The organism is Priestia sp. FSL W8-0001 (assembly GCF_038050335.1).
GTDB classification, from domain to species: Bacteria; Bacillota; Bacilli; order Bacillales; family Bacillaceae_H; genus Priestia; species Priestia flexa.
Window position 1 is genome coordinate 1984570 of record NZ_JBBPAL010000001.1, and the last position, 26785, is coordinate 2011354.

At 38.3% G+C, this 26785-nt stretch carries 24 protein-coding genes and 1 pseudogene; 6 read left to right on the top strand and 19 right to left on the bottom strand.

Annotation, left to right across the window (positions count from 1 at the left end; all coding sequences use genetic code 11):
• Nucleotides 1–4: 4 nt before the first annotated feature.
• Nucleotides 5–583: an exonuclease domain-containing protein gene (locus MKZ18_RS10470; RefSeq protein WP_025911058.1), complete on the bottom strand. Its 579-nt coding sequence runs from the start codon at nt 581–583 to the stop codon at nt 5–7.
• A gap of 345 nt (nt 584–928) precedes the next feature.
• On the opposite strand from MKZ18_RS10470, the gene MKZ18_RS10475 reads away from it, so the two are divergent.
• The 3 genes from MKZ18_RS10475 (at nt 929) to MKZ18_RS10485 (ending at nt 3158) form a co-directional block, all read left to right on the top strand.
• Nucleotides 929–1375 (top strand): DUF6376 family protein, encoded by a 447-nt coding sequence (locus MKZ18_RS10475; protein ID WP_144593762.1) that lies wholly within the window; start codon nt 929–931, stop codon nt 1373–1375.
• Between the two features lie 278 nt (nt 1376–1653).
• Nucleotides 1654–2490 carry a cobalamin-binding protein gene (locus tag MKZ18_RS10480; RefSeq protein ID WP_144593761.1) on the top strand — a complete coding sequence of 279 codons (837 nt, stop codon included), beginning with the start codon at nt 1654–1656 and terminating at the stop codon, nt 2488–2490.
• 50 nt (nt 2491–2540) lie between these two features.
• Nucleotides 2541–3158, top strand: coding sequence for an NUDIX hydrolase (locus tag MKZ18_RS10485; RefSeq protein WP_025911052.1), 618 nt, complete (start codon nt 2541–2543; stop codon nt 3156–3158).
• Nucleotides 3159–3185: 27 nt separating this feature from the next.
• Here the strand turns inward: MKZ18_RS10485 and MKZ18_RS10490 are convergent, their stop codons facing one another.
• Nucleotides 3186–3830 carry an SDR family oxidoreductase gene (locus tag MKZ18_RS10490; RefSeq protein WP_025911050.1) on the bottom strand — a complete coding sequence of 215 codons (645 nt, stop codon included), beginning with the start codon at nt 3828–3830 and terminating at the stop codon, nt 3186–3188.
• A gap of 423 nt (nt 3831–4253) precedes the next feature.
• Here MKZ18_RS10490 and MKZ18_RS10495 point away from each other — a divergent pair, with 423 nt between their 5' ends.
• Nucleotides 4254–5765, top strand: coding sequence for a class I adenylate-forming enzyme family protein (locus MKZ18_RS10495; protein WP_144593760.1), 1512 nt, complete (start codon nt 4254–4256; stop codon nt 5763–5765).
• A gap of 41 nt (nt 5766–5806) precedes the next feature.
• On the opposite strand, the gene MKZ18_RS10500 is transcribed toward MKZ18_RS10495, so the two are convergent.
• Nucleotides 5807–6262, bottom strand: a complete 456-nt coding sequence (locus MKZ18_RS10500; RefSeq protein ID WP_138117000.1) for a MarR family winged helix-turn-helix transcriptional regulator — start codon at nt 6260–6262, stop codon at nt 5807–5809.
• Nucleotides 6263–6650: 388 nt separating this feature from the next.
• On the opposite strand from MKZ18_RS10500, the gene MKZ18_RS10505 reads away from it, so the two are divergent.
• Entirely contained in the window at nt 6651–7607 is a 957-nt protein-coding gene (locus tag MKZ18_RS10505) for a VanW family protein (protein ID WP_025911045.1), read from the top strand.
• Between the two features lie 51 nt (nt 7608–7658).
• Here the strand turns inward: MKZ18_RS10505 and mbcS are convergent, their stop codons facing one another.
• From mbcS to MKZ18_RS10575, 14 genes and pseudogenes are all read right to left on the bottom strand, one after another.
• The gene (gene mbcS / locus MKZ18_RS10510; protein WP_251385595.1) at nt 7659–9242 is read right to left on the bottom strand and encodes an acyl-CoA synthetase MbcS; all 1584 of its coding nucleotides are present in this window, start codon (nt 9240–9242) and stop codon (nt 7659–7661) included.
• Between the two features lie 156 nt (nt 9243–9398).
• Nucleotides 9399–10097 carry a hypothetical protein gene (locus MKZ18_RS10515; RefSeq protein ID WP_100347768.1) on the bottom strand — a complete coding sequence of 233 codons (699 nt, stop codon included), beginning with the start codon at nt 10095–10097 and terminating at the stop codon, nt 9399–9401.
• Between the two features lie 1001 nt (nt 10098–11098).
• Entirely contained in the window at nt 11099–11590 is a 492-nt protein-coding gene (locus MKZ18_RS10520; protein WP_144593758.1) for an AAA family ATPase, read from the bottom strand.
• Nucleotides 11591–11696: 106 nt separating this feature from the next.
• Nucleotides 11697–12758, bottom strand: a complete 1062-nt coding sequence (locus tag MKZ18_RS10525) for a DmpA family aminopeptidase (RefSeq protein WP_144593757.1) — start codon at nt 12756–12758, stop codon at nt 11697–11699.
• A gap of 34 nt (nt 12759–12792) precedes the next feature.
• Nucleotides 12793–13080 (bottom strand): annotated as a pseudogene (locus MKZ18_RS10530) (GNAT family N-acetyltransferase); the annotation flags it as partial.
• Nucleotides 13081–13089: 9 nt separating this feature from the next.
• A complete protein-coding gene (locus MKZ18_RS10535) occupies nt 13090–15693 on the bottom strand; it encodes a polynucleotide kinase-phosphatase (RefSeq protein WP_144593756.1) in 2604 nt (867 codons plus the stop codon).
• Nucleotides 15690–17057, bottom strand: a complete 1368-nt coding sequence (locus MKZ18_RS10540) for a 3' terminal RNA ribose 2'-O-methyltransferase Hen1 (RefSeq protein ID WP_061785179.1) — start codon at nt 17055–17057, stop codon at nt 15690–15692. The genes MKZ18_RS10535 and MKZ18_RS10540 overlap by 4 nt, the downstream gene beginning before the upstream one ends.
• Nucleotides 17058–17237: 180 nt before the next feature.
• A complete protein-coding gene (locus MKZ18_RS10545; RefSeq protein ID WP_061785180.1) occupies nt 17238–17855 on the bottom strand; it encodes an RraA family protein in 618 nt (205 codons plus the stop codon).
• A 24-nt stretch (nt 17856–17879) separates the two neighbouring features.
• Nucleotides 17880–19067 carry a cytochrome P450 family protein gene (locus tag MKZ18_RS10550; RefSeq protein WP_144593755.1) on the bottom strand — a complete coding sequence of 396 codons (1188 nt, stop codon included), beginning with the start codon at nt 19065–19067 and terminating at the stop codon, nt 17880–17882.
• A gap of 249 nt (nt 19068–19316) precedes the next feature.
• Nucleotides 19317–20414 carry an alpha/beta hydrolase gene (locus MKZ18_RS10555; RefSeq protein ID WP_144593754.1) on the bottom strand — a complete coding sequence of 366 codons (1098 nt, stop codon included), beginning with the start codon at nt 20412–20414 and terminating at the stop codon, nt 19317–19319.
• A gap of 86 nt (nt 20415–20500) precedes the next feature.
• Nucleotides 20501–20869, bottom strand: a complete 369-nt coding sequence (locus MKZ18_RS10560) for a hypothetical protein (RefSeq protein ID WP_260864954.1) — start codon at nt 20867–20869, stop codon at nt 20501–20503.
• A gap of 90 nt (nt 20870–20959) precedes the next feature.
• A complete protein-coding gene (locus tag MKZ18_RS10565) occupies nt 20960–21415 on the bottom strand; it encodes a VOC family protein (protein WP_144593753.1) in 456 nt (151 codons plus the stop codon).
• Between the two features lie 107 nt (nt 21416–21522).
• Nucleotides 21523–21801 carry a DUF3784 domain-containing protein gene (locus tag MKZ18_RS10570; protein ID WP_025911024.1) on the bottom strand — a complete coding sequence of 93 codons (279 nt, stop codon included), beginning with the start codon at nt 21799–21801 and terminating at the stop codon, nt 21523–21525.
• 71 nt (nt 21802–21872) lie between these two features.
• Nucleotides 21873–22040: an SDR family NAD(P)-dependent oxidoreductase gene (locus MKZ18_RS10575; protein WP_081801899.1), complete on the bottom strand. Its 168-nt coding sequence runs from the start codon at nt 22038–22040 to the stop codon at nt 21873–21875.
• Nucleotides 22041–22413: 373 nt separating this feature from the next.
• On the opposite strand from MKZ18_RS10575, the gene MKZ18_RS10580 reads away from it, so the two are divergent.
• Complete coding sequence (locus MKZ18_RS10580) at nt 22414–23772, top strand: IS1182 family transposase (RefSeq protein WP_144594447.1); 1359 nt, start codon at nt 22414–22416, stop codon at nt 23770–23772.
• 142 nt (nt 23773–23914) lie between these two features.
• On the opposite strand, the gene MKZ18_RS10585 is transcribed toward MKZ18_RS10580, so the two are convergent.
• Nucleotides 23915–24661: an alpha/beta hydrolase gene (locus tag MKZ18_RS10585; protein WP_076513024.1), complete on the bottom strand. Its 747-nt coding sequence runs from the start codon at nt 24659–24661 to the stop codon at nt 23915–23917.
• A 91-nt stretch (nt 24662–24752) separates the two neighbouring features.
• A complete protein-coding gene (htpG, locus tag MKZ18_RS10590) occupies nt 24753–26630 on the bottom strand; it encodes a molecular chaperone HtpG (RefSeq protein ID WP_144594182.1) in 1878 nt (625 codons plus the stop codon).
• Between the last annotated feature and the right edge of the window lie 155 nt (nt 26631–26785).

The window sequence follows — 26785 nt, forward strand, 5'->3', positions numbered from 1 at the left end:
CTTTTTATCGTTTCACAACAGATTTTGGTTTGCCCATGGCTTTCTTTAAAACTTCGGTTAAGTACATATTACCCTCTGGATTGGTTTTTTGTAACAAGAAAGCAGTTGCTTCAATATCATCCATCGCACGGTGAGCATGTTCTCTAGAAATTCCATGTGCATCTAAGAGCGTTGTTAGCTTTTTATTGACAAATCCGTATTCTTTCCATTTTACTGATCTCATCGAGCAGTGCCATTTCAGGTCTTGTAAAAAGGAATAGCGCTTTAGTAAAAAGCTACGGTCAAAAGAAGCATTGTGCGCAATAATACCATCAGCTTGCTTAAACAACTCGATCACTTTTTCATCATTAAATCTTTGACCTTCCACCATTTCATTTGTAATCCCAGTTAGCCGAGTAATATGAGGATAAATTGGGTATGTCGGCATTTCAAATCCATTATAGCGGTCTAGCTCCGTGAGGGTTTGGAGCTGTTCGTCGTATTCATAAAGTAAAATTCCAAGTTCAATCATTTCACAACTAGCGGGACTTAAGCCGGTTGTTTCAATATCCACAAACGCGAGTATTTTAGACTGTCCAGACAAGACGTTCTCTCCCTTATCATTATGATTCTCTTATTCTACCATTGATTATCTAAATGGAAAAACCATTCCTTCGTGAGAATTGACGCGTTTCTTATAAATAAGGTAGAATGATGTTAGAAGTTTATACGGAATTCCCAAAGGGGAGTAGCTGCTACAGCAAGGTCGTCATTCCGAGAGAATCTCTCCGGCTTTGTTGGCAATATGTAATATTGTTAGCGAGACCTTTGCCAAATGTTTTTTTGGTAAAGGTCATTTTAACCATCTTTACAAAAAACATTGTGAAGATGGTTTTTTTATTGGTTTCTACCTTAAAAGGTTGAAAATAAATTTCTGGGAGGAAAACAAATGAAAAAATGGTTGATAGGAATCCTAGCCAGCACGTCTTTTGCATTAGGTGGCTGTTCAATGCTGGAAGGAGCAAATGACGCACTCACATACGTAAACGAAGCGACAGACTATGTACAGGAGGCAAAAACATTTGCTGAAGAAGCACCCGAATTAGCACAGCAAGCCATTGCAGATTCAAAAGCCGCAGCGGAATTTGAAACGAAACTAGAAGACATGAAAGGAGAAATTGAAAGCTTCAATGAGCTCAATGCCCCTGAATTAGCAGCTGACTTACACAACCAGGTACTAGAGCAAAATGAGAAAGCGCTAGACGGAATCAATACGTATCTAGAAAACATAGAGGGTGGAAAGTTGGATCCTGCAGCGCTTGAAAATACGGAGCTCTTTCAATCCATTCAAGACATCTCAAGCATCGTTAAACAAATTGAAGACTTGGGATTATAAATTCGTAACGAAAAGGGTATTGGATTTTAGTCCGATACCTTTTCTATATTAGCCATATTTTAGAACATAAAAAAAGCTCGTCTACAAGAGACGAGTGAAAAGGGGCATATCTATAAAAAAAGTACTGTCTTTACTATATAAGAGAAAAGTGAAAAAACGATGAAAAATTACCTTTTTATAAAAATTCTCTTAAAGAATAGTGAACAGAATGTCTGCTGTCTTTTTTTCTGTAATTCTAGTATTGTAAAGATAAAGACTTTTAATAAGGAGGAGTTTTAATGCGAATTGTGTCTTTATGCCCTAGCAACACTGAACTCATTGGTTATTTGCAATGCGAGCATTTACTTGTAGGGGTCGATAACTATTCAGATTGGCCGAACAGCGTGCAAAAATTACCGAGATTAGGTCCTGACTTGTCTATTGATATGGACTTGGTTGAGGAGCTGAAGCCGGATTTAATCTTAGCTTCTTTAAGCGTTCCTGGAATGGAGCGAAACATTGAAGAATTAAAAAAAAGGAACCTTCCTTTCGTTACGTTAAATCCTCAGTCCTTAAGTGATATTAGAAATGACCTTCTGACTGTAGGGGATTTAATTGGAGTAGGTACTTATGCAGAAAAAATTGTGCAGCGATTTGATAAAGAAATAACCTACTATAAAGAGTTAGCCCAGCGTATTACACACAAGCCCAACATCTACTGGGAATGGTGGCCGAAGCCTTTGTTTACGCCAGGTGGCTCAAACTGGCTAACTGAAATTAGTGCGCTTGCCGGAGCAAAAAATATGTTTGAAGATTACAGTGAACCAAGCGTTCAAACAACGTGGGAAGAAGTCAAAAAGAGAAAACCTCAAGCGATATGTCTTGCGTGGGTTGGGGTAGCCGAAAAGAACGTCAATAAAAAAGTGATCCAAAAACGTTCTGGTTGGGAAGAATTAAGACTGTCGGAAACGGATATACATATTTTAGAGGAGGCATTATTTTGCCGGCCATCTCCACGATTATTAGTTGGTCTTAAAAAGCTAGCTCAGCTGCTTCATCCCGCTATTTTTAAAGAGGATAAAGATGAAGATGTGCTACTATCAGTTTTAAAGGGTATGGAAGTTGACAAGCCTTAACCAACAAACTATGCTGTTACTACAAAAAAGAGAGAAAAGGAAGTGGTACATTGAAGCTAAATGACATACTCGAAACATTAACTAAGCGAAATCCAAACATTTTAGGCATGGATGAATTTTTACAGTTTGCCGTTTTGGTCCCACTTGTTCAAAAACAAGATGAGCTTCATGTGTTATTCGAAGTAAGGGCCCACCATTTGCGTAGGCAACCTGGTGAGATTTGTTTTCCTGGGGGTAAGATTGAACCAAATGATTCAACACCTCAAGATGCAGCAGTGAGAGAAACGACAGAAGAACTGGGTATTGAAAATAAAGCGGTTGAAAATGTCAAACCATTAGATTATATCGTGTCGCAATTCGGAACTATTATTTATCCGTATATCGGGGTTTTAAAAGATGATTTGCCACTACGTCCAAACCCTTCTGAGGTAGCGGAAATATTTACCGTACCCCTTTCGTTCTTTAAAGAGAATCCACCTGAAGTTCATCATATTCATTTTAAAGTAGAGCCTGATTCAACCTTCCCATTTGATGATATCATTGGAGGAGAAGATTATAATTGGCAAACACGCAAGATGGAAGAGCATTTTTATTATTATGAGAATCGTGTAATCTGGGGTCTAACTGCTAAGATTTTGCATCATTTCACCCAGTTATTAAATAAATAAAACAGGCGGTTACGACCGCCTGTTTTATTATAATGTCTTTAGAGCTTGTTCGATGTTTTTATCGCCTGCTAATAAGTCAAACGATTTTTTGTAAGTTCCTTCTTCTGTAAGGCTAGTAACCACAACCTTGGCTACGTCTTCACGAGGAATTGTTCCGCGCGTTAAGTTTGTGGCAACGTCTACTTTACCCGTACCAGCGTCGTTCGTCAATCCACCTGGTCGAATGATTGTATAGTCTAAACTACTTGCTTCTAGGATTTTGTCAGCATAGTGTTTCGCTACGTAATAAGGCTTTAAATTCTCATTCCAGTTTTCACGATGATGTGCTTGTAGGGCACTTACCATGATAAAACGATTAACTCCTACGTTTTCGGCTGCTTCAATTGATTTGGCTGCTCCGTCTAAATCAATTAGCAACGTTTTATCAGACCCGGTGCTACCTCCTGAACCGGCAGTAAAGACTACCGCATCGCAGCCTTTCATTGCTGCTTCTAATTCTTTTACCGTTCCTTCAAGGCTAGCATAGACCGCTTCAATATTTTCATTTTTTAGTTTCTCAAGCTGTTCTTCCTTACGAACCATTGCGCGTACGGTATATTGTTCATTAGCGTGTAATAGTCTTACAACTTTTTGACCGATTTGTCCATTGGCTCCAATAACTAATACTTTCATATACATTCTCCTTTCAGCTCTATTCTTTCTTTATTATTTCATACGATTCTTATGCACTCAAAAGTTATGCTTTAAACACTTTTAAAGTAAAAAAACAAAATAAATTTCATAAATAAGAAAATAAAATCATTTTAAAACGCTTTTTAACCATAAATTAGAAAAACCATACACCCTTATGACTATTTTTAGTATTTATTTGAATTTTGTTAAAAGCTCTTACATTCTTGATATACCAGGTTTCAGGGTCTAAAATGCTTCTTTTTTGTCTTTAAACTATACGAATAGAGTATATGGGACTATTGAAATTTTACTAATGAATGTTTTTTTGATATTATTCTTTGGGTCACTAATATTTTAGTAATTAAACTATTTTAATTCATTTTTTTTCAATAGTTATGTTGAAAACGTAAAGGAGAGATAAAGATGAAATCAAATACGATTCAACATCTAGTTGCAGAGAGAGCGATGCTATCGCCAAATAAAGAAGCGTTAGTAGAAGGTGAACAACGCTATACATATGAAATGTTTTCTAATCAAATTAATCGAATTGCAAACTTTTTAGTAAGTCAGGGGGTCACAAAAGGAGATCGAGTTGGGATTTTAGCTCGTACAACCGCTGCTTATCCAACTGTTATGATGGCAATTGTAAAAATTGGAGCTGTTGTAAGCCCGCTTAGTGAAAATATGACACCTTACGAATTAGACCACATTATTGAAAGTGGAAAGTTAAAAGCGCTCCTACATCATCGAGAATTTTCAACGGTTGTGGAAGGGGCTAAAGCAATTGACCAATTGAACTTTACGGTAGTGCTAGAGCGGGAACCTAAGTTTAGTGAACAATTCAATCAATTTTCAGCAGAAGAACCTTCATTTGACTATGAAGTAACTGAAGAAGATACGGCTTTAATGATGTTTACGTCAGGTACAACAGGGAACGCAAAAGGCTGCATGATTTCACATGGTGGCGTTCGAAAATACTTAGAAAGCGGAAGAACAGAGGATTTAATTCATGTTGAAATGCACTATTTATTTGTGCATCCATTCTTCCATATGAGCTCAATGAACTCTATGTTTCACTGCATTAAAAGCGGCGTGACAATGGTTTGTTCAGAAGAGACCGAACCAGCACGGATTTTAGACATTATTGATAAAGAAAATATTACGCTATTATTAGCTTTGCCACCGGCTCTTACGTACTTATTAGAAGAGCTCGAGCAAAATCCTCGCGAAAACTTACCGTGGAAGCTAGCTTTATCAGGTGGAACAAAAGTACCTGAATCACTTATTCGTAACTTAGAAAAGCATGGTGTTACGGTAGCACAAGGTTACGGTAGTACAGAAGCTTGGGTGATCAGCGCCTGGGCACCTCAAATGAGCTGGGATAAAGTAAACTCTGTTGGAAAACCAATTGCAGGTGTTGAAGTAAAAGTGGTTAACCCTGAAACAAGAGAGGCAGTTGCAACAGGAGAAATTGGTGAAGTCCTTGTGAAAAGCCCGTACATCTTTAAGGGATACTGGGGGAATGAAGCGGCAACACAAGCTGTGTTACATGACGGCTGGTTATCTATGGGAGATGCAGGGAAGCTTGATGAAGAGGGATTCCTATACATTGATGGTCGCTACAAAGATGTCATTGTATATGGAGGAGACAATATTTATCCAGACCAAGTAGAAGATGTGATTTTAAGCATTGATGATGTGTTGGAAACGGCGTTAGTTGGTATGCCAGATGACTTATATGGAGAAGTTCCTTACGCGTATACGGTGCTAAGAGAAGAATCTAGTGTAACAGAAACAGAGGTTAAAGAATACTGCAAAGAACGATTAACAGCTTATAAGGTTCCTGAAATCGTATTTGTACCTTCTCTTCCTAAAAACAGCGTCGGTAAAATTATGAAGAAAAAAGTAAAAGAGCTAGCTTTAGCTCATGCTTAAAAAACAAACAAAAAAAGCGGTGATTATACCGCTTTTTTTGTTTATTCGCTTAATGTTTTTGAAAGTTTCTGCATAATATGAATGTATTGTGAACGCTCTTCATCTGTCAGATGAGATAAAATACTGAGCCAAAAATCCGTACGCGTTTGCTGTAACGTTTCCACAACGTCTTTTCCTTTTTCAGTTAGCTCAATCCATACGCTGCGACGATTCTTCTTTTTATAAATGCGCGTTACGAGCTGTTCATCTTCGAGTTGATTTAACACAATGGTAATGGCACCTGGGGAAAGGCCCAGTACTTTTGTGATATCGCTAACAATACAGCTTTCTTTATCATAAACAGTTTTTAAGATTGTCTCTTTTGTAGGTGTAAGGTGGTAGGGAAGTAAATCATACTTTTCACCGATCACAGCGTTTCGATACTTCACTAGCGCCTCTTTAATTTGATCAATGCTTTCTAACTGTTCTTTCACATTTTCTTTGTTATACTGCGTCAATCTGTGGAGCCTCCTCTAGATTCATACATTTGTACTAATTATTATAACATGTGTAAAGCTTTTGTATAAATGAAAGACCTTCTCTATTTGTGACAGTTTGATGAAGTCTAGATAGAAAAAAGTTAAATTTAATTTCCAAAATTCGTTAAATTATTATTTATTTCGTGCTATTATGATAGTATCAATAGCGCTTTCAGACAGATGGTTCGTTTCAAAAAGGGGTGTGTAAATGATTCTGGCTTTTCTCAGTCTTTCCTTTTCTTCTTAAAAATATTTACTTTTTGATAGACGAATATTTCTATATTTTTATATAATATAGTGAAACATACATATTTTTAAAAGAAAGACATATTGAGGTAAAGCCGAAATATGGGGGGATCACAATTACATGAAAAAGGTTATAGCAGCACTTTTAGCAAGTGCCACGTTGGTCAGCGGTTATATTGCATTTGATATGTATATGGACCATTCTGCACAACAAGCGGCAGCTACAGCGGCAGAAAAAGAACAAAAAGCTGTAGAGAAAAAAGAAAAAAAAGAGCCGGTTATTAAAGTAGAAGACTTAACGTACCAATTAAAAGATTCTCGTACTGGTGCATTAATGCGAGAATTTAAACCCGTTAATTTTGCTGATAAGGAAGTATATAATAAAGAGATAAAAGCACTTGCCTCCGAGTTAGCAAAAGGAATCGATACACCAATGCAAAGCATGAAGCTAGATGGAAATGGAGCATTAATTGGAGGCTCGAACCGGATTGTTTTAAAAGAAGACGAACTTGTAGCGAGTCTGCAAAATTTAAACACAAATCAATTAGAAATTACGGTTCCAATTTATGAAACACCACCAAACGTTTCTGTGCAAGCAGCAACAGGAGTAAGTGAAGTACCAATTGCTTCTTTCACTACGAAATTTCGCCCTAACGACACGGGGAGAAATCGAAATATCCAGCTCTCTGCTGAAGCTATTAACAACACTATTTTAGGACCTGGTGATTATTTCTCTTATAACAGTGTTGTAGGGCCTCGTACGGTAGAACGCGGTTATCAGCAAGCTCCTGAAATCATCAACAAAGAACTAGTCATGGGGATTGGTGGAGGAATCTGTCAAACATCTTCCACGTTATTTAACGCAGTAGATAAAGCTGGAGTACAAATCGTTGCGCGTTCTCATCATTCAAAAGACGTAGGATATGTTCCTAAAGGAAGAGATGCTACTGTTTCATGGAATGGACCTGATTTTAAATTTATGAACAATAAATCATATCCAATTATTATTAAGACGTATACAAACGTTGCAGGGGGAACGCTAACAGTTGAAGTTCGTACTGCACAGCGCTACCTGTAAACAAAATTAAACAAAACGCCGAAGCGGCTATTCGCTTCGGCGTTTTGTTGCTTATTGAGTAACTTGCTGCTCACGAGCACGCAGCTCAACGCGACGAATTTTACCTGAATTTGTTTTTGGTAAGTCAGATACAAATTCAATTAGTCGAGGATATTTATAAGGTGCTGTTAGGTGCTTAACATGATTTTGTAAATCTTTAATTAATAATTCATCAGCAGTTAACGCAGGGTCAGTTAACACAACAAAGGCTTTGACTACGTTACCACGATCCGGATCTGGACTTGCAACTACGGCGCATTCCTTGACAGCAGAGTGCTTAATCAAAGCATCTTCAACTTCAAAAGGTCCAATTGTATAGCCAGAGCTAATAATAATATCATCGCTGCGGCCTTGGAACCAATAGTAATTATCAGCATCTTTAGAAGCTCGGTCACCCGTTAGATAATAATTGCCACAAAACGCTTTTTTCGTACGCTCTTCGTCTTTGTAGTAATGTTTAAAAAGCGAAGGGAGGTCTTTACGAACCGCAATATCTCCAATTTCACCAGGGGCACATGGGTTGCCGTCTTCATCAACAATCTCAATAAATTCTTCAAGCATCGGTTTACCCATTGAACCAACCTTAACGTCTACATTTTTTAATGTTCCAATCAAAAGCGTGTTTTCTGTTTGGCCATATCCATCACGGACTTGAATACCAAAGTGTTGTTTAAACACGCTCATTACTTCTTCATTTAGCGGTTCACCAGCTGATACTGCGCTATGAATATGAGATAAGTCAAAGGAATCTAAGTTTGCTGATTTTGCCATGAAGCGGTATTCTGTCGGCGTGCAGCATAACACATTCACTTGCTCATCTTGTAAAATCGCTAAGTACTTCTCTGGTTCGAATCGGCCGTTATATACAATTCCTGTTGCTCCTTGACCTAAAACTGATAAAAATGGACTCCAAACCCATTTCTGCCAGCCTGGACCTGCTGTTGCCCAAACTATATCACCTTTTTTAATATCTAGCCATTCACGCGCTGCTAAACGTAGATGAGCGTATGCCCATCCGTGTGTATGAACGACGCCTTTTGGATTGCCAGTTGTACCTGACGTGTAAGGCAAAAAGGCCGTATCGTCTCTATGAGTATCAGCGGCTTCAAACTGATCACTCGCTGCATCCATAAGAGGCTCTAAGGATGTCCAAGAGTTCACAGCATCTCCCAAAACAATTTTATGCTTTAGAGAAGAAGGTAAGTCTGTTACTTGGTCTACTTCTTGACAAAATGGAGAATATGAAATAATCGCTTTTGCTTGGGCATGGTGTAAACGATATTGGATATCTTTTGCTCGAAGCATTTCTGAAGAAGGAATAATGACAATACCTGCTTTTAAACATGCTAAGTACATGACATATGAATCAATTAAGCGGGGCATGATGACTAAGACGTGATCGCCTTTTGTTAAACCTAGTTCTGTTAATGAATTTGCGGCTTTATTTGCTCGTTTTAATAGATTATTATATGTAATTTCTTCTCGATGACCATCAGCATCTTGCCATTTGATCGCAAGGTGATCAGATGCGTGTTTTTCAAATTCCTCCGTTAAATTATAGCGTTCTTTTGGAATTAGTTCTTCTAAACGAATCATTGCCACGACTCCTTTTCTATAAAAAAATGTCTATAATGACAGTGCATCATTATAATCTCTATTATAATACTAACTATTAGTAGTTACTACTAATTTGTTTATAGTAACCAAAAAAACATAAAAATTCCCACCCTCAGCTGTGAGAAATGGGAATTTTTATTTGGAGAATAGACTCCACTTCGTATGTATGGGAATTAATTCTTCTTCAGATTCATCCGCTTCATAAAGACCGCGTTCTTTTAAATATTCAACAAAATATAAATCCGCTTCTTTCCGTTCGTCATAAGGCTTAATCGAAAGTACAAATCCTAACTTATGCTGCTCATCATTTTCAATTCCTGAGATATAGGCTCTTATATGGTGCTGTAAAAAGAGCTCCTTCGCAGGGATAATTAGTTCTTTTACAAATTTAGCTAGAAGCTGAAGTTCAAATTCAAAAGTAAACTTTGAAATCTTTTCTAAATCTGCAAAGACAACGCCTATAAAGCTCGTGTTATGTATTTCATAATCCTTTGTTTTTTCATCCCAATCAATATGACCAACTTCTTTTAAGTAATTAATAAAGTAGCCAATACCTTCACGACGCCCAAACGGTTGCTTAGATAACACAAGACCAATCTTTTTATATTTAGGTAAATAAACACAAGATAGAGCGGCTTCAACATTATGCTGTTGAAATAGCTGCGTCACACCTTGTAATAGTGCATCCAATACGTGGTGAGTGATCTTCATCTGTTTACGTGAAAAGTGATATTCATTTGCAAGCAGCTCATTTGTATCTGCGAATGTTGCTCCGATAAAACCAGTATTAGAAAGGGTAGGGGGAAGCGGCTTTTTTCTTTTTCTATTGCTCATCTAACAAACACTCCTTGCAATTGATAAATCGAACATACGTTCTTATTAAATCATACGAGAAAAAGAACGAAAAGTAAAGGGGGGATAAAAATAAAAAAGTAGCTATGTCTTACGAAGAAAGCGGGGGAGAGTAAACATAAAAAAACACAAACCAGTTGATTTGTGTTTTGAACATTTATTTTCTATATGATGGATTTAGCGTACATCTGTTAAAGAAACTAAATCTTCGTCGTCTACATCAATATCTACGTGACAATCCATTGTATGAATTGTTTTATCTTCATGGTTACCATAATAAATTGTAATATTCACAAGTATCGCTCCTTTAAAATCGGATGATTAAGCACCCAACATATGCCGATCTCTATTTGTTATACATTATACCTCAATGTATACAAAACTACAACTGTAAATGTGATAACAGCAAGGTTAGAGATTGAAAACAAAGAAAAACAGAGGGTTAATTTGTATAAAAATAAACGGAAATGGATATAGTTACAATAAATACGGGTGTTATACAAACCAAAATGAATATTAATCCAATATAGGGATAAAAAATCTTTAAACTCAAAATTTACGTTTACAGGAAATATTATGTAAACTATTTAAGAAACTAATCATATAAAGTCTATGAAGTAACGTTTAGAACAAAATTCAATCACAGTAGATTTATTTTTTCTAAACGGAGATGCTGCTATATGTTTATGTAGTTGGCATCTGCAACACCAAATGAAACTGAAGCAATCGAACGTTTGATCAGGAGTTATTTAAGTTAATCATGTATCAAGCTCTATAATATAATTTCAATACAATACATTAATAAATTCCTTTTTTTATCTCACTATCTAAAGTTTACTTATTAAATGAGACAAAAAATCTATTATTTATATAACTTCCTATAATGTATATTATGTAAACTAGAAAAATAAAAAATATAAACATCTTCCCCTTCATTACATGAATAACCGCCACCTGTGGTTTCAGGTGACGGTTTGGTTGAGCTATTCGTTAAACTCTAAAATGTTTAGACCCTCAGATACATCTGGCTCTTCAAAGAACTTAGTAACGTGAATAAACGTCTCTATAGTATCGAAAGTTGCTCTTTCAGGTTGTTCGTTACGTCTTTGTGCGATTTGACGTAAACATTGCTCGTTATTTAAGTTGAGGAAAATTAGCTGATGATTTGCGTTGACTTCTGACGCGATACTTAAAAGCCATTTTCGCTGTTTTTGAATGTTTCCTGGAAAATCCATCACTACATCTGTACCAACACTTAGTATATTTTGGACATGCTTTTTCACTAACGGTTTGAGCTGTGCTGAGAATTTTAGATAGTCATCAAATGATGCGATTTCATTCGGATATAAAGCTGAAAGCCATTCATCCTCGGATAACAGCACCGCATGTTTTTCCGCAGCCAATTGCTTCGATTTAGTTGATTTTCCTGCTCCCATCTTTCCACAGAAAAAGTAAAGATCTCCCAGGTTTTTCATAGTTTATCCCCCAAACCTACTTTAGTAGTTCTTCCTTTGTTTTCATATCAAACTGAGCCAATACAAAGTTTCCTTTCTATAAATAACTGTACACACGTATTGGTTTTCAGTCTAACTGAATTCCGTAAATCTCTAATAGATTTTTTAATGCCGGTCGTTTATTGCCGCTTCTGCCAACAACATGAGTTGCTGTAATAAGTGAGTTTAAGACCGCTTCCTCAGTGGCTTCACCAGCGGCTCGAAATGCTAAATCGATATCTTCTTCATGAATAGCTGAAATTGAAAGGCAAGAAGACGTTTTATCATGAGGAATTTTATTTGCTGTTGAAAATCCAATGACGACTTCCCCGCTTCCTGTTGTAATAATAGATCCTGTACGTGATAAGCCCGTTACCGTTCGTTTTAAAATGCGATTGAGCTGTCTTTCTGTCACGGGTAAATCAGTAGCAAGAATAACGATTACAGAGCCTTTGTCTGGTATTTCTTCTAAAGAATGCATCGAGTTATAAAGCTGTGAGCCAACTGGCTGTCCGTTTATCGTTAAATCAGGTAACGAACCAAAATTAGTTAAGGTAAGGACACCGATTGTATATAGGCCATGAGTTAATTGAATTTGTCTAGATGACGTTCCGATTCCTCCTTTTAACGAATAGCAAACCATGCCTCTGCCTGCACCGACAGAGCCTTCTTCGACTGTTTCTGAAGTGGTCTCTAAAGCTTTGAGTACATGTTTTTTCGTCACTGTCTTTGAACGAATATCGTTTAAAATCATATCATTGCATTCACAGACAACAGGATTTATCGTTCCGGTTGTTCGTCCGATTTCTTCGTTCTGTTCTAACATATAATCAATGACCGCATCGGCTGCTGTCCCGATGCTTAGCGTGTTCGTTAAAACGATTGGAGATTCTAACGTTCCTAACTCATTTATTTGAATAGTTCCGATTGTTTTTCCGAATCCGTTTATGACGTGACTTGATGCAATGAGCTTTTCGCGGAAAATGTTCCCTTGGTGAGGTAAGATTGCTGTTACTCCTGTTTGCTGTTCATCTTCGCTAATAGTCACATGCCCGACCGTAACGCCTTTAACATCCGTAATTGCGTTATATGCGCCGGTTTCTAATTTTCCAATCGTTACCCCGTAATCACGTAGCCTTTTTTGTTTCAAGCTCTCTCCCACCTCTGCTTCCTATTTGTTTTCATCAATCAGCTGGATTAATTATGGCTAACACCTGATGGTCCTTCCATTCTCCTCTGATTTTAAGATTTTTCGTTGCAAGACCTTCTTGATGAAATCCTGCTTTTTCCAATACGCGTATCGACCCAACGTTATGAGGCTGAACTTCAGCTTGAATGCGATGTAAATTTAATTCAGTAAACGCATAGGTAACAAATAGCTTTGCTGCTTGAGTCATATAGCCTTTGCCGTTGTAGTCTTCATCTAAAAAATAGCCGATAATGGCGCTTTGTGATGCTCCTCGCACGATTTTTCTTTTTTCTTACAGTCTAGGGTCCACAGGCTCCATTTCAAGAGCAAGCGTTCCAAGGGCACATTCATGAATTCGCTCGATCGAATCTTTGTTTACAAAGCGCGTAATACCTTCGATACCTAAAGCAAACTCCAGTAGCGCATGCTTTTGCTTTTTACCGGTATTCCGCTGTTTTAAACGATTGAGATTTTCAGGCATTAAATAATCCATTCCGTAGATAATATGGAGGTATTTACGTCCTCTCACCTTGATAGCAGGCTGTAAAAGCTTACCTTTCTCATTTCTTGCGATAAACGTTTCCGGCTTCACCACAAAGCCTTCGTGTCCTTCTTCCGTAATGGATTCCCACCACTCAATCGCTTTGTTCATTGATTTCTCGTCATGTACGACCATAAAGTCTGTTGAAATAAATAAATCCGATAATGAGCTAAACTCAGCGTTTCTTTCCATGTGCCACAGATGCGTTTTGTCAAAGAACGTTTCGCCGCTGTGAGCTAAGACGTGAAACGGGGCAATTTGAATGCCTTCTACTCCGTCAATGTTCCAGCAGTATTTTTGGAAAACTTCGTTGAAAATCTCAGCATTTTTAAGCTTTAGATTGACTTCAGATAGCCACGTTTCAATGCTTTGATTATGCTTTAAGGCTTTTTTCAGCTTTTCACTTAATTTTCTGCGGTCTAATAGTGCAACTTCCGCTACGTGCGCGTATTGAGAGCTAATTAACTCTTTTGCTTTTAAGTTCCACGGCAAAATTTCAGCGTCAAGCAGAACAAAGTCTGTGTTGTATTTAGAGAAATAATTAGAACGCATTAGGTCTTCATTTAAAGTCGATAAAATCTGTTCCTCTACGTCTTTTGCAAAAAAGGAGCGTCCTGTACGCGTATAAATGGTTCCTAGCGTTTCTCTGCCAACGTAATGAACAGCAGTTTCCTTATCTTTGAATAATAGCAGTACGCCGCGACTTCCCATGTGCTTTTTCTCGACGACCATTGTTTGAACGCCATTTGACTGATAGTAATCAAACGCTTCTTTTGGGTGCTCAAGATATCCTTCCAGTACTGGAGGCTTTGGTGTGGGGCTCATGGTTGGTGGAATATAAATAAGCTCTTCAATTGGAATCATGAAGTGAGAAACAGAATCAATTGCTGACTTGGCCGTTCCTTCAAGAACTTTAATATCTCCATACGTGTCAGTTAGTACCGAATAGCCGTTAAGAAAGCGTGCAATATTCGGTGGATCCAACCTTTTTTTCTGCCACTGTGTGAGTGGGTTGTCCTCCGTTCCAGAGTAGTTTTCTTTTGCTTTTACAGAAACAAACTGTTTTTCTGGATACTGAAAAGCCGTCAGCGAGCCGCCAAATACGGCCCCTTGATCAATGTTAACAGTATTGTTCACAACAAGCGGCTGAACTTTACAGTCATGTCCCCAAATGATGAGCTCTTTTGTGTGGTGATTTGTATACCAGTCTTTACGTATAGGCTTTCCGTTCTCATAAAATTCTTCAGAATCCCCGTATCGACAAAAGTCTGAGATGTGATAGGATTGCTTTCCGATATATTCATCCTTTATACCCGCATGCGTTACTACAGCTACGCGAACATCATTTTTTGTCAGAATATAATGAGACGGCGCTTCTAGCAAAAAGTCTTTTAGCTCACGTTTTAAGGCTTCCGCTTTTTTAGTTCCGTGTTCTTCCTCATAGCGAGTAAACTCATCCGCAACCTTTTCATCTCCGTGCGACAACGTGACATTTCTCCCGCCTAACCATCTTGCAATTTTCCAACCGTGGTTGCTGTCAATCATATACGCAAGATTAGCTTCTACATGCCGCTTGAAAAACAGCATGCTATCAAGAGAACGAGGCCCTCGACTCATCACGTCTCCAACGGATAGAAATTTACGTCCGTTTGGATGCGTGTAAAAGCCTTCTTCATTTGGCTCATAGCCAAGACGCTCAAGAAGCTGAATTAGCTCTTCATAGCACGCGTGAATATCACCGATTACGTCTATTCCTGTTCCAACGTCAAGTTCAAGCTTATTTTTGGTGCGAACGACTTCTAATTCACTGATATCTTCTTTTGTTAATACGTACTGTTGACGAAAGCCTTCTCGTTTAATAGAACGCTTGCTTTTAGCAAATACCTGCGCTTGCTGTTTGACTCGCTTTTTACCACGTGGGAATTCTCTGTTTTCATCACGTTCAAGCAACGTTTCAGTTGGTACATCAAGCAAAAGTGCAATGCACGGTATGTGGTTCTTTTTCGCTAAGTCGATATATCTCTTACGGTCGTCTTCATATAGATGCGTTGCGTCGACAATCGTTAATTTCCCCATTTTGGACCTAGTTTCAATGATGTATTCCATTGTTTCAAACGCTTTTTGGGAAATTGTTTGATATTCTTGCAACAACACGTCTGCCTCATCTTTTGGACGGCTTGTCCATTCAATAAAATCTGTATCTCCTACTAATAAGCGAAACTGATCAGAGCTCACCGTTTCAGAAGGTTTGACATAGCCTTTTTTTATCCAGGACTCTAGCAACGTTGTTTTGCCGCTATTTGAGGGCCCCATTAAAAGTACAATTCCTGCAGGAGGTAAAAATAATTTCTTCAATTGTCTCCCTCTTTTCGTTCAAACGTACACATTTGTGTCGGTGATCCGTACTCGTCATTTTCTTCTCCAATGCCTTCAATGGTTATGGAATAAGGAAAATCCTGCGTCCAAGCTTCACACCAGCTTGCAAACTCTCGTCTATTCCATTCAAAGCGGTGATCCGCGTGTCTCATTGTTTCATTCATTTGATAAACGGCATTGTATTCTTGATTTGGCGTTGTCACAATCAGTGATTTTGGTTGATAGAACGTAAAGATTGTGTTCATAATGCCAGGCAGTCGTTCTTCATTGATATGCTCAATGACTTCACACAAAATGATGACGTCTGCACCTTGAAGCTGTGCATCATAGTAAAACAACGATCCCCAAACAGAACGAGGCTGAATGAAGTTTGGTTTGGCAGCAGCTTTTTCAAATCGCTCCAATGCTTTTAGCTGTGCAGATTGTGAAGGCTCTACTGCTAAAATTTCACCTATGCCTGGAATGAATCCTAAACGAGTAGCTAGCTTTCCTTCACCCGAACCGAAGTCCACAACGGTTCCTTTAGCAGGAAGAGACTGTACTTTTTTAAGAATTGCCTGATAGCGTAGCTCGTTTAGCGGTGTTTTAGCTTGATCTGTATCATCGTTCTTCTGCTTTTTTTCAGTATTTGTTGCTACGTTCGCTTGTTTAACAAGGTCTTTAAAACGAAGCGACTGCTCGTAGATATAACTTTTCAAGGGGTGAGCATCTAGCCAGCCTTCGCCGTAGCGCTCTATTTTTTCAATTTCTCGCTCATCCAAAAAGTAGTGCTTAAAGTTATCCAAGACTGGAATTAAAATGAACAAATGCTGAAGGGCTTGTTGGACTGTAACTATTCCTTTTAACGTTACGTAACGAGCCGTGCTTCGTGTTTTTAAATCAAACGTATAATCAATGTCTCTTCGCTCTATTTCAACAGTATAGCCCATCGGTTCAAAAAGCTCTTGGATTCGTTGATCTGGTAAATGTGAGGCAATAGGACCGAAGCTAACTTCAAGATCAAAAGCATGATGTACCCACTCGCTATATTCTTCTTTCGGCTTTCCGTTTAAAGCTGTCCCAAGTGCTTTGCGTATGTAGGAACAAAACAAGCTGCTGACCGCAAATTCACGATCGTTGATATAGTGGGTAATATCAAAATGATTGGATCCACTTTTTACAAGTTCAATAGGATCCACATCAACGTAAATAATAAACTCCGCTTCATAGGCTTCAAAAGTTGTAAAAGCTAACCTGACATTCTGTCCTTTTTCCATTCGTTCATAAGGATTGGAAGGGTTTTTTGCAATTAACCGCGATACGTTTTCTGCACCTTCTCCTTTTACTTTCATACTGAGCTGCATACGTTCACCTTCTTTTTAGATAGTACTTTACTCTTCACTCTATAAAGCACCAGAATATAAACAGAAACCAGAACCTAGTTTCTTTAACTAATTATACCTTTTACGCTATTTATTAGGAACTATTAATGAGATAGAAAAAGCTACCAATCTTCATGATTAGTAGCTTTAGAGAATAAAGGTTTAAGATTTTGAAAGAAAATCATTTAAATAGTTTATAACTTCATCTCGATTTCCAGATACTTTTTGATCACGCAACTCATCAAACTTCACTTTTTCAGTCGCTTTTGTTAGGATGGTTTGCTCATGCTCTTTTGGAATGACCACAACGCCGTCAGCGTCACCAACAATGATATCGCCTGGATGAACAGTGGTTCCGCCACATGAAATAGGGACGTTTAGCTCACCTTGCCCTGATTTCCCGCTTGCTGCTACGGCTGTTCCTTTGCAGAAAACAGGAAAGTTTAGCTTCTTTACGCCGACGACATCACGAATGACCCCGTCCACGACGATTCCATTAATACCCAATGTTTGCGCTAATCCAACGATGAAGTCTCCAGCGATTGCTCGATACGTATCTCCTTTTGCATCTACTACTAATACATCACCTGGCTTCGCTTCTTTAATGGCTTTTAAAAATACTAAGTTGTCACCTACAGGCATTTTAACGGTAAAGGCTCTTCCGACAACTTTGTATTCTTCTTTTAATGGCTTGATGGATGAATTAAGATTGTTTAACCCTGCCATTGCGTCTGATATACACGTAGTTGGAATTGTTTTAAATGAATTAATAATACTCATTTTGACCGCTCCTTTTAGTTAACGTTAGGCTAAACGAATTGGAAGCTCCTTTAGACCTCGAATAATAAAGCTTTGTCGCCATTCTAAATCAGACAAATTAGCAACAAGGCCTACGTTTGGAAATTCTTCAAGCAGCACGCGAATCGCAATTTCACCTTCTAATCGGGCTAGTGGCGCACCTAAGCAATAATGAATGCCTTTCCCAAACGCTAAATGAGGGTTTTTCTCTCGTGTAATGTCAAGTTTCTCTGGATGTGAAAATACTTCTGGGTCTCGTCCTGTTGAGGCCAATGACACGATAACGTGATCCCCTTTTTGAACTTGCTGTCCCATAAAGGTAAAGGATTCGCGCGCCCAGCGGTCCGTGCTGAATTCGACTGGACCATTGTATCGTAAAAATTCGTCAATGGCTTTTGAAATTAAGGAAGGGTCATTTTTTAATAAAGCAAGCTGGTCTGGATGGGTAAGAAGTGCAAGCAATCCGTTTGAAATGAGATTGACAGTCGTTTCATGACCAGCAACGATAAGCAGCATGACAACACCATACAGCTCAGTCGCAGTAAGCTTATCTCCGTCTTCTTCTGCCTGAATTAAATGAGATAGTAGATCATTTTGTGGTGATTGTCGTCTATTGTGAATGAGTTTTTCTAAGTACATCATAAACTCCATCAATACTTCGTCATACTGAGAAGCTTCGTTAATATCGACCAATACGTTTGACCAGCGCTGGAAATCAAGCTGATCTTCTTGTGGAACACCGAGGAGTTCACAAATCACAATAATAGGAATTGGAAATGCGTATGCTTCAATAAAATCAACTGTCTCATGTTCTTTCATTTTTTCAGCTTGCTTACGCGCAATTTCTTCAATGCGTCCGCTTAAGCTCATAATTTTTTTAGGAGTAAAGCCACTTTGGACAAGGCTGCGGAGACGACGATGATTGGGTGGGTCTGCAAAAAGCATCGTTTGAGAAATCGGCGGTACGTTTTCATCCGTCATTTCGCCAGGAAATACGGTGCGCATATCTTTGATGAAGCGCTCATCTTTTAGCACAGCTTCGGCAGCTTCATATGTAAAAGCCATCCAAGAATCAGGAGCTTCTGTATAAAGCTTTACCTTTGCAAACGGTTCATGCAGACGAATTTGTTCATAGTATTCGTAAGGGTTTTGGTGGAACTTCTGTGAAAATAAATCAAGTGACTTAATATTCATATGGTATCCTCTCCTGTTATCTACTTTTTGAACGAAAAAGCCAGGTCTCACATAAAAACAGGAATCGCTTTCATCAATCTGGATGGCCTATCTGTTGATTCCTTCTTTCATTGTATGCGCATTGATTTGGAACATCAAGGAAAGTGATGTTTCATATATAAAGTTTACATAATAAAATTAAAGTGAAGTATATACTCACCAAATAAAAAAAGACGAGCCATGAATATACTCGCCTTTCAACATACAAAGCTAGCAATTGATTCTAAATGCACTTTTAAGTTCCTTTGCAATTTCATTCATACAATCTTCTGCTTGCGGATAATCTCCAATCTTATCTATAAAAGCGTGGTCCATTCCTTTATACTGAATCATTTTTGTTTTAACCCCAGATCGTGCAAGCTTTCTAGCATACGCTTCGGCTTGTAAGCGGAGATAGTCATATTCAGCATTAATAATAAGAGTTTCTGGAAGACCATTTAAATCATCGGCTAATAAAGGAGATACGCGTATATCAGTAACATCCGCTCCCTGTAGATACAGCTTATTGAGCATTGAGCTAGAGCCAGCTAATGCTAGAATAACTCCTTTAATTAGCTCATGATGATGAAAAACTTCATATTCATTTATGTCCCATCTATGATCTTCTGTATCAATTCGCCCAGGATTCACAACAGGATAAATAAGCGCTTGATACTTTATTCGATTTGTTCCTTGCTGGGAATCAAGTAAACTGCAAACTGCAGCTAAGTTGCCACCGGCGCTATCACCACAAACTGCTAGTTGCTCTTTATTTATTCCGAGTTTTTCAGCATTTTCATACACCCATTTCACCGCAGTTAGACAATCCTCTAAGCCAGCGGGAAATGGATGTTCAGGAGCTAAACGGTAATCGACAGAAACAACCGCTGCGTGCGCTTTTTCAGCTAGTGCTTTACAAGGGTTTTCAACCGTTTTTAAGCTTCCTCCAATAAACCCTCCTCCATGAAAAAACACGACTGCTGGTAAGAGCTCATTTGATATAGGACGATAGATGCGTGCAGGAATATCATGCTCTTTGCTCGGAATGCTGAGTAACTCTGTTGTAATTTCTGTAGTTGTAACGTCTCTATTAAGCCAGCCCATGCTAGCGCGAATGGCTTCAATTGAAACATTCGCAGGTTCTGTTTGTTCTTCCTCTGAATGATTTGTATAACTGCTGATTACTTTTAAAACACGTGGATCTAAATCTCCAGCTATATGTAAATCTGGTATATGTTTAATTACGCTACGTATGCCCTCGACTTCTTTTGTTTCCGCTGATGTTTCCAAGATACCGAGAAGCTTGTCATACTCTTTTGGTTGAAGCATCACTAACCACCACATCCGTTTTCATGTCTTACTAGTATTCTAGCAAGATACAATTTTTTGTAATCGCTTTCTTTTTGTTTTTTTAGTTATAGCCAGTCTTTGCCGTACTTACGAATGAATGCAATATCTTCTTGATAATGATTAAAGTGACCGTAATCAATCATTTGTTGAAAAACAGCATCACCTTCTTTCTTATACACAATAACTGAATCAATAGAAACTTCATGAGTAGTAACATCCAGGCTGCACATAATAGGCATTGTTTGGTTAGCGTTTATGTATAGTGTGCCTAATACGATAGATCCCTTTAAATCTGATGTAAAGTTATCCGTGGCAGCAGGCGTAACCCATGTCTCATCTTGGTGTTCGTTCTCTTCTTCATCTAGGGCCCACTGCCAGATTTTATAGTCCTTTAAATCGTCAATTGTTAATTCATTAATCGGTTTACTATTCATTTTTTATCACCCCACTTTATAGTTTAAAGTAATTATAAAGATTAAGCTCTTCTCATTTTATAGAAAGGAGCTGTTTTATGTAAAAAAGCTTTAAGAATAAATGGTTTCCCACTCGCTTAAATACATTCGTCCGACGATATTAGTGGGGTTTGGAATTTTGCAGATAAACTCTAGGCTATTTCCATCGGGGTCATAAAAATGAATCTTTGCATGGGCTATGCCATCATGGGCCATTACAAACGGTTCATGAGGCATAAAGCCAAATGCTTCTCTGGGAGCTATCTGCCTTTCTTTTAACCATGATACTGATGACCTCAAATTTTCCAACGTTACGTGAAAAGCAACGTGGCGGATAGAAGGATGGTAGTCTAATTCTACTTGTTGCGTTTCCCATAAACCAAGCCAACTTTCTCCTTTCTTTAACCAAAAAAAAGCAAGGTGGTCGCTATGGATATGAGAAAGCTCTAATCCTAACTTCTCATAAAATGTAATCGAACGATTTAAATCTTTTACGGGTAAATGTGCTTCATATAAATCTTTAATCAATTCATACACCTCTTTCTATAAGTATCATCATAGCGAAAACCTTAATCAATGACATCAGATGATAGATGGAGGTGTTCTACAACTTTAGGTGTAGAATGCTTTTGAAGCTACTCAACCATTTTTGTATTAACATAGCCGAGTAATACCAAGTATCCAATAATTAAAATGGGAAAAAGTATTTGAACATCTGGGTGAGAAATAAAAGCGCCTCCCAACATCATCATGCCCATAATGAAGTTATAAGCCCCTACGAGCCTTGCAAGTTTATCTTTATCTCGTACACGCTGCTGGTTATAGCCTGATAGCAGCCAAGTTTGTTTTTTGACACCTATGAAATAAGCTAAAACAAATAGAATAGCAGCGATAATAATAAAATGTTGATTCATTGAAATCTCCCCCCCTATAAGTTATCTTCTTTTCGCGATAGCAGGAATAATATAAAAAGCAAAGTAAAACGTCATGTAGAAAGTTTATTAGTTGAATATGAAGCTTTTAGTTCATTTAATGAATCTTCGCTGATATCACAAGCAACAACATGAGCTCTTTCACTTAAACATGATGTGACAATTTCTTTTCCTATCCCAGCTCCTGCCCCCGTTACAATTACATGTACTTTTGACAACATTAAACCGACACTCCTTTTTAATAAAATACCATTCTCAAATTCTACCAGATTATGTTCATTCTTCAACAACCGTAATAGGAAAAATATAGTTTTTAAATCTGAAACTTTCGAAAAGTAATTTCGTAGTACAAGTAGAGGTGAATTAAGTATGGATACTTTTTGTGGGATTTTGATCGTTCTAGCATTACTTGCGCTGTCTCTTGGAATAGCAGCTTGGGGAGTTCTTAGAATTATGAAATTAACAAAAAATAAGTAAAGAGCTCCACACCTAAGTGTAGAGCTCTCAGACTGTAGACAAACTGGAAGAAATCCAGTTTGCCTACAGTCTTTTTTATTTTACAATGGAAGTACTACATAACTTGAGGTGATTGACATGCTTTCGAAACATAATCCCATTCAACGAGATCAATTAGAAATGATTACGTTAAATCAATTGGTACCGGCCAGCCACTTGGTTCGTAAAATAGAGGCAGCACTTGATTTTTCGTTCATCTATGACTTGGTGAAGGACATGTATTCAGAAATCGGTCGTCCCAGTATTGATCCTGTCATCTTAATTAAATTGACCTTCCTTCAATACACGTTTGGAATCCGGTCCATGCGCCAAACGATTGAACAAGTGGAAACCAATATGGCCTATCGCTGGTTCCTTGGGTATGGTTTCCACGATAAAGTGCCTCATTTCTCTACGTTCGGAAAAAACTATGAACGCCGTTTTAAAGATACCGATCTGTTTGAACAGATTTTCTATCGCATCTTAAAGGAAGCTGCCGAGAAAAAGCTAATCAGTGCCGAGCACGTTTTCGTGGATTCGACCCATGTTAAAGCGAGTGCGAACAAACGCAAATTTGAAAAGAAAGTCGTTCGCAAAGAGACACGCGCGTATCAGGAACGCCTTCAAGAAGAGATTAACCAGGACCGGGAAGATCACGGAAAAAAACCATTTCCTCCGGACAAGTTTGAGAAGGAAGAGAAGAAAGAAATCAAAGAAAGCACCACCGATCCAGAGAGTGGTTACTATGTGAAGGATGAACGGACGAAGCAGTTCGCCTATTCTTTTCACGCAGCCGCGGATCGTAACGGTTTTGTGCTTGGCACCATGGTCACACCTGGCAACACACATGATAGTCAGATTTTAGAGCCATTGGTCGGAAAGGTCATCGAGAGAGTCGGAAAGCCTGAAGCGGTCGCCGCAGATGCCGCGTACAAAACTCCTGCGATTACCCGTTACTTATTGGAACAGGGGATGACCCCTGCCTTGCCATACACACGACCACGTACGAAAAAAGGTTTTTTCCGAAAACATGACTATGTGTATGACGAATACTTTGACTGTTATCTTTGCCCGGCAGGTGAGATCTTGGCCTACTCGACAACGAATAAAGAAGGATATCGGGAGTACAAATCGCCAAAACAGATTTGTGCGACATGCCCATTTTTAGCCAGATGTACGGAGAGTAAAGACCACCAGAAAGTGGTGACGCGTCATATTTGGCAGGAATACGTAGAAGAGGCAGACCATCTTCGCTATCACGCAGAGGTGAAAGAGATTTATGCCAAACGTAAAGAAACCATTGAGCGTGTATTCGCAGATGGAAAAGAAAAGCATGGCATGCGTTGGACAACGTTAAGGGGACTTAAAAAATTGTCGATGCAGGCGATGCTTACTTTCGCTGCCATGAACCTGAAGAAGATGGCCAACTGGACGTGGCAAGGTCCAAAAATGGCCTAAATGATGAACTCGAAGAGGTCTGTCTTTTTATTAAATAGCTTCAAATCCCATAAAAAGCTAAAAAGGGGTTCGGAATGAGACCATTCCGAATCCCTTTTGTCGACAAACTGAGAGCTCCACACCTAAGTGTAGAGCTCTTTACTTATTGATAGTCTTTAAAGAATTTCAACGATTCATCGATGATGATTTGCTGATCGTTATCTAATGTCGCCACGTGGTAGCTATTTTCAAGCGTTATAGCTTTCTTCTCAGCTGAGCTGATGTTTTCAGCTATGTATGTGCTATTTAGCGGTGGAACAACGTGATCTTCTGTGGATACAAAAATCAGGGTCGGGCAAGTAATTTTGGGTAAATCATTTTTAACAATTCCAAGCAGCTTATATAGTTCTTTAAGTGACGCGACAGGCGTTTTGTCATAGCCGATTTCATCTGCGTTTTCTTTTTTTACATCAGATCCAGCTGAATCAAGAAAACGAGTATGAGGATCTGCTTCGAATGCCTGTGGATTTAAAGCAGGAATGTCAATAGCTGCGTTTATTGATACAATTCCTTTAATTTCGGGATGATTTTCTGCCATATAAAGCGTCAGTGTGCCTCCCATTGATAAACCGACCACAAAGATGGTATGGCAGCGCTCTTTTAACCATGCATAGCCTTCTTCTACCGATTGAATCCACTCTTGATAAGTTGACGTTTCCATATCTTCATAGTGCGTGCCGTGTCCTTTTAAACGGGGACCACAAACCGTATAGCCAGCTTTATGGTAAGCTTCCCCCAAAGGCTTCACACTGTGTGTAGTACCTGTAAAACCGTGCGATACTAAAATACCAATTTCGTTTCCTTCAAAGTAAAACGGCTCTGCGCCTTCTATTATTGGATATTTTGTCATAAAAATCCCTCCCGCTTTTAGTTTACCAAAAACCATTTGTAAACCGTTACATTTTTGCATTGAAAAAGGAAGCATTTCTGCTTCCTTTACGTTATACCATCACTTTACACACGTTGTTTGTAAATTCAATCGGATCTTCAAGCGGTAAACCTTCAATAAGAAGAGCTTGGTTGTAGAGAAGATTTGTGTAAAGCTCTGCTTTTTCTTTATCCTGCTCAAACGCTATTTTTAACGCTTGGAACACGTTATGACTTGGGTTGATTTCTAAAATCTTGTCAGCTTGTACTTGCTGATTATTTGGCATTGCTTTTAAGATTTTTTCCATCTCAATTGTTACGTCACCTTCAGTTGATAAGCAAACAGGATGAGTTTTTAGACGTTTAGATAATCGAACGTCTTTCACTTTTGTGGCTAACATTTCTTTCATATACGTAAGAAGGTCTTTGCTGTCAGCTTCTTCTTCTTTTGCGCTTTCTTTTTCATCTGCTTCAATTCCTAAGTCACCGCTTGAAACAGATTTAAATTCTTTATCTTCATAAGACATCAGCATCTTAATCGCAAATTCATCCACTTCATCGGTAAAGTAAAGAATCTCATAGCCTTTATCAAGAACCATCTCTGTTTGTGGCATTTTTGAGATGCGGTCATACGATTCACCAGATGCGTAGTAAATATACTTTTGGTCTTCAGGCATACGTTCAATATATTCTTTAAGCGTTACAAGCGTTTGCTCTTTTGATGAATAGAACAATAGTAAATCTTTTAGCGTATCTTTATTTGCACCAAAGTCGCTGTACACGCCGTATTTTAGCTGGCGACCAAATGTACCAAAGAACGTTTCATACTTTTCACGATCATCTTTTAAAAGAGATTTCAACTGACTCGTAATCTTATTTTTAATGTTTTTCGCAATCAGTTTTAGCTGACGATCATGCTGCAGCATTTCACGTGAAATGTTGAGCGATAAGTCTTCTGAATCAACAAGACCCTTCACAAAGCTGTAGTAGTCTGGAAGAAGGTCCGCGCATTTGTTCATGATTAATACGCCGCTTGAATAAAGTTCTAGGCCTTTTTCATATTCAGGAGAATAGTAATCAAACGGCATTGTTTCTGGAATATATAAGATAGCGTTGTAGCGCACCATTCCATCCACGCTAATGTGAATGTGCTTCAGCGGTTTGTCAAAACCATAGCGCTTTTCTTGATAAAACGCGTCGTAATCCTCATCTGTTAGCTCACTTTTATTTTTACGCCAAATTGGCACCATGCTGTTAATGACTTGTTCTTCCGTTACCTGTTCAAACTCAGAATCGCTGCCTTCTTTTGGTTTGCTCTCAGTAACGTCCATTTTAATTGGGTAGCGAATAAAGTCTGAATACTTTTTAACAATAGCTTTTAAGCGATACTCTTCTAAATACTCATCATACTGATCTTCTTCCGTATTTTCTTTAATCTTTAAGACGATTTCTGTACCAACTTCGGCTTTTTTACAAGGCTCAATCGTATAGCCGTCTGCTCCTTTTGAATTCCAGCGGTAAGCAGTATCGCTTCCAAGTGCTTTTGACGTCACGGTTACTTCATCAGCAACCATAAATGCTGAGTAAAAACCAACGCCAAATTGACCGATAATATCGTGTCCATCTTTTGCTTCATTTTCAGCTTTAAACGCCAAAGAGCCGCTTTTCGCAATTGTGCCAAGGTTGTTTTCCAACTCTTCCTGCGTCATGCCAATACCTGTATCTTTAATAGTAAGCGTACGTTTTTCTTTATCTGCCGTTACTTTAATAAAGTAGCGATCTTTTTCAAATGATAGTGAGTCATCTGTTAACGCTTTGTAATAGATTTTATCAATCGCATCACTTGCGTTTGAAATGAGCTCGCGTAAGAAAATTTCTTTTTGAGAATAAATCGAATGAATCATCATGTCGAGCAGTCGTTTTGATTCAGCTTTAAATTCTTTCTTTGTCATAAAAAATCTCCTTCCCGTTGCATGAATATGTAGATGATTAGCACTCTTTTGTCCGGAGTGCTAATCACTATTTAATTATCATATTTTTGATAAATATGTCAATAGATTTTATTGAAAAGAACACCGTAGTTTAAATAAGGATTCTATTATGTAAT

Excerpts from the sequence above, each read along its gene's own strand:
- MKZ18_RS10475 (WP_144593762.1), top strand. The coding sequence starts at position 929 with ATGAAAAAATGGTTGATAGGAATCCTAGCCAGCACGTCTTTTGCATTA.
- MKZ18_RS10480 (WP_144593761.1), top strand. The coding sequence starts at position 1,654 with ATGCGAATTGTGTCTTTATGCCCTAGCAACACTGAACTCATTGGTTAT.
- MKZ18_RS10490 (WP_025911050.1), bottom strand. The coding sequence starts at position 3,830 with ATGAAAGTATTAGTTATTGGAGCCAATGGACAAATCGGTCAAAAAGTT.
- MKZ18_RS10495 (WP_144593760.1), top strand. The coding sequence starts at position 4,254 with ATGAAATCAAATACGATTCAACATCTAGTTGCAGAGAGAGCGATGCTA.
- MKZ18_RS10505 (WP_025911045.1), top strand. The coding sequence starts at position 6,651 with ATGAAAAAGGTTATAGCAGCACTTTTAGCAAGTGCCACGTTGGTCAGC.
- mbcS (WP_251385595.1), bottom strand. The coding sequence starts at position 9,242 with ATGATTCGTTTAGAAGAACTAATTCCAAAAGAACGCTATAATTTAACG.
- MKZ18_RS10515 (WP_100347768.1), bottom strand. The coding sequence starts at position 10,097 with ATGAGCAATAGAAAAAGAAAAAAGCCGCTTCCCCCTACCCTTTCTAAT.
- MKZ18_RS10520 (WP_144593758.1), bottom strand. The coding sequence starts at position 11,590 with ATGAAAAACCTGGGAGATCTTTACTTTTTCTGTGGAAAGATGGGAGCA.
- MKZ18_RS10540 (WP_061785179.1), bottom strand. The coding sequence starts at position 17,057 with ATGCAGCTCAGTATGAAAGTAAAAGGAGAAGGTGCAGAAAACGTATCG.
- MKZ18_RS10545 (WP_061785180.1), bottom strand. The coding sequence starts at position 17,855 with ATGAGTATTATTAATTCATTTAAAACAATTCCAACTACGTGTATATCA.
- MKZ18_RS10550 (WP_144593755.1), bottom strand. The coding sequence starts at position 19,067 with ATGAATATTAAGTCACTTGATTTATTTTCACAGAAGTTCCACCAAAAC.
- MKZ18_RS10555 (WP_144593754.1), bottom strand. The coding sequence starts at position 20,414 with ATGCTTCAACCAAAAGAGTATGACAAGCTTCTCGGTATCTTGGAAACA.
- MKZ18_RS10560 (WP_260864954.1), bottom strand. The coding sequence starts at position 20,869 with ATGAATAGTAAACCGATTAATGAATTAACAATTGACGATTTAAAGGAC.
- MKZ18_RS10570 (WP_025911024.1), bottom strand. The coding sequence starts at position 21,801 with ATGAATCAACATTTTATTATTATCGCTGCTATTCTATTTGTTTTAGCT.
- MKZ18_RS10575 (WP_081801899.1), bottom strand. The coding sequence starts at position 22,040 with ATGTTGTCAAAAGTACATGTAATTGTAACGGGGGCAGGAGCTGGGATA.
- MKZ18_RS10580 (WP_144594447.1), top strand. The coding sequence starts at position 22,414 with ATGCTTTCGAAACATAATCCCATTCAACGAGATCAATTAGAAATGATT.
- MKZ18_RS10585 (WP_076513024.1), bottom strand. The coding sequence starts at position 24,661 with ATGACAAAATATCCAATAATAGAAGGCGCAGAGCCGTTTTACTTTGAA.
- htpG (WP_144594182.1), bottom strand. The coding sequence starts at position 26,630 with ATGACAAAGAAAGAATTTAAAGCTGAATCAAAACGACTGCTCGACATG.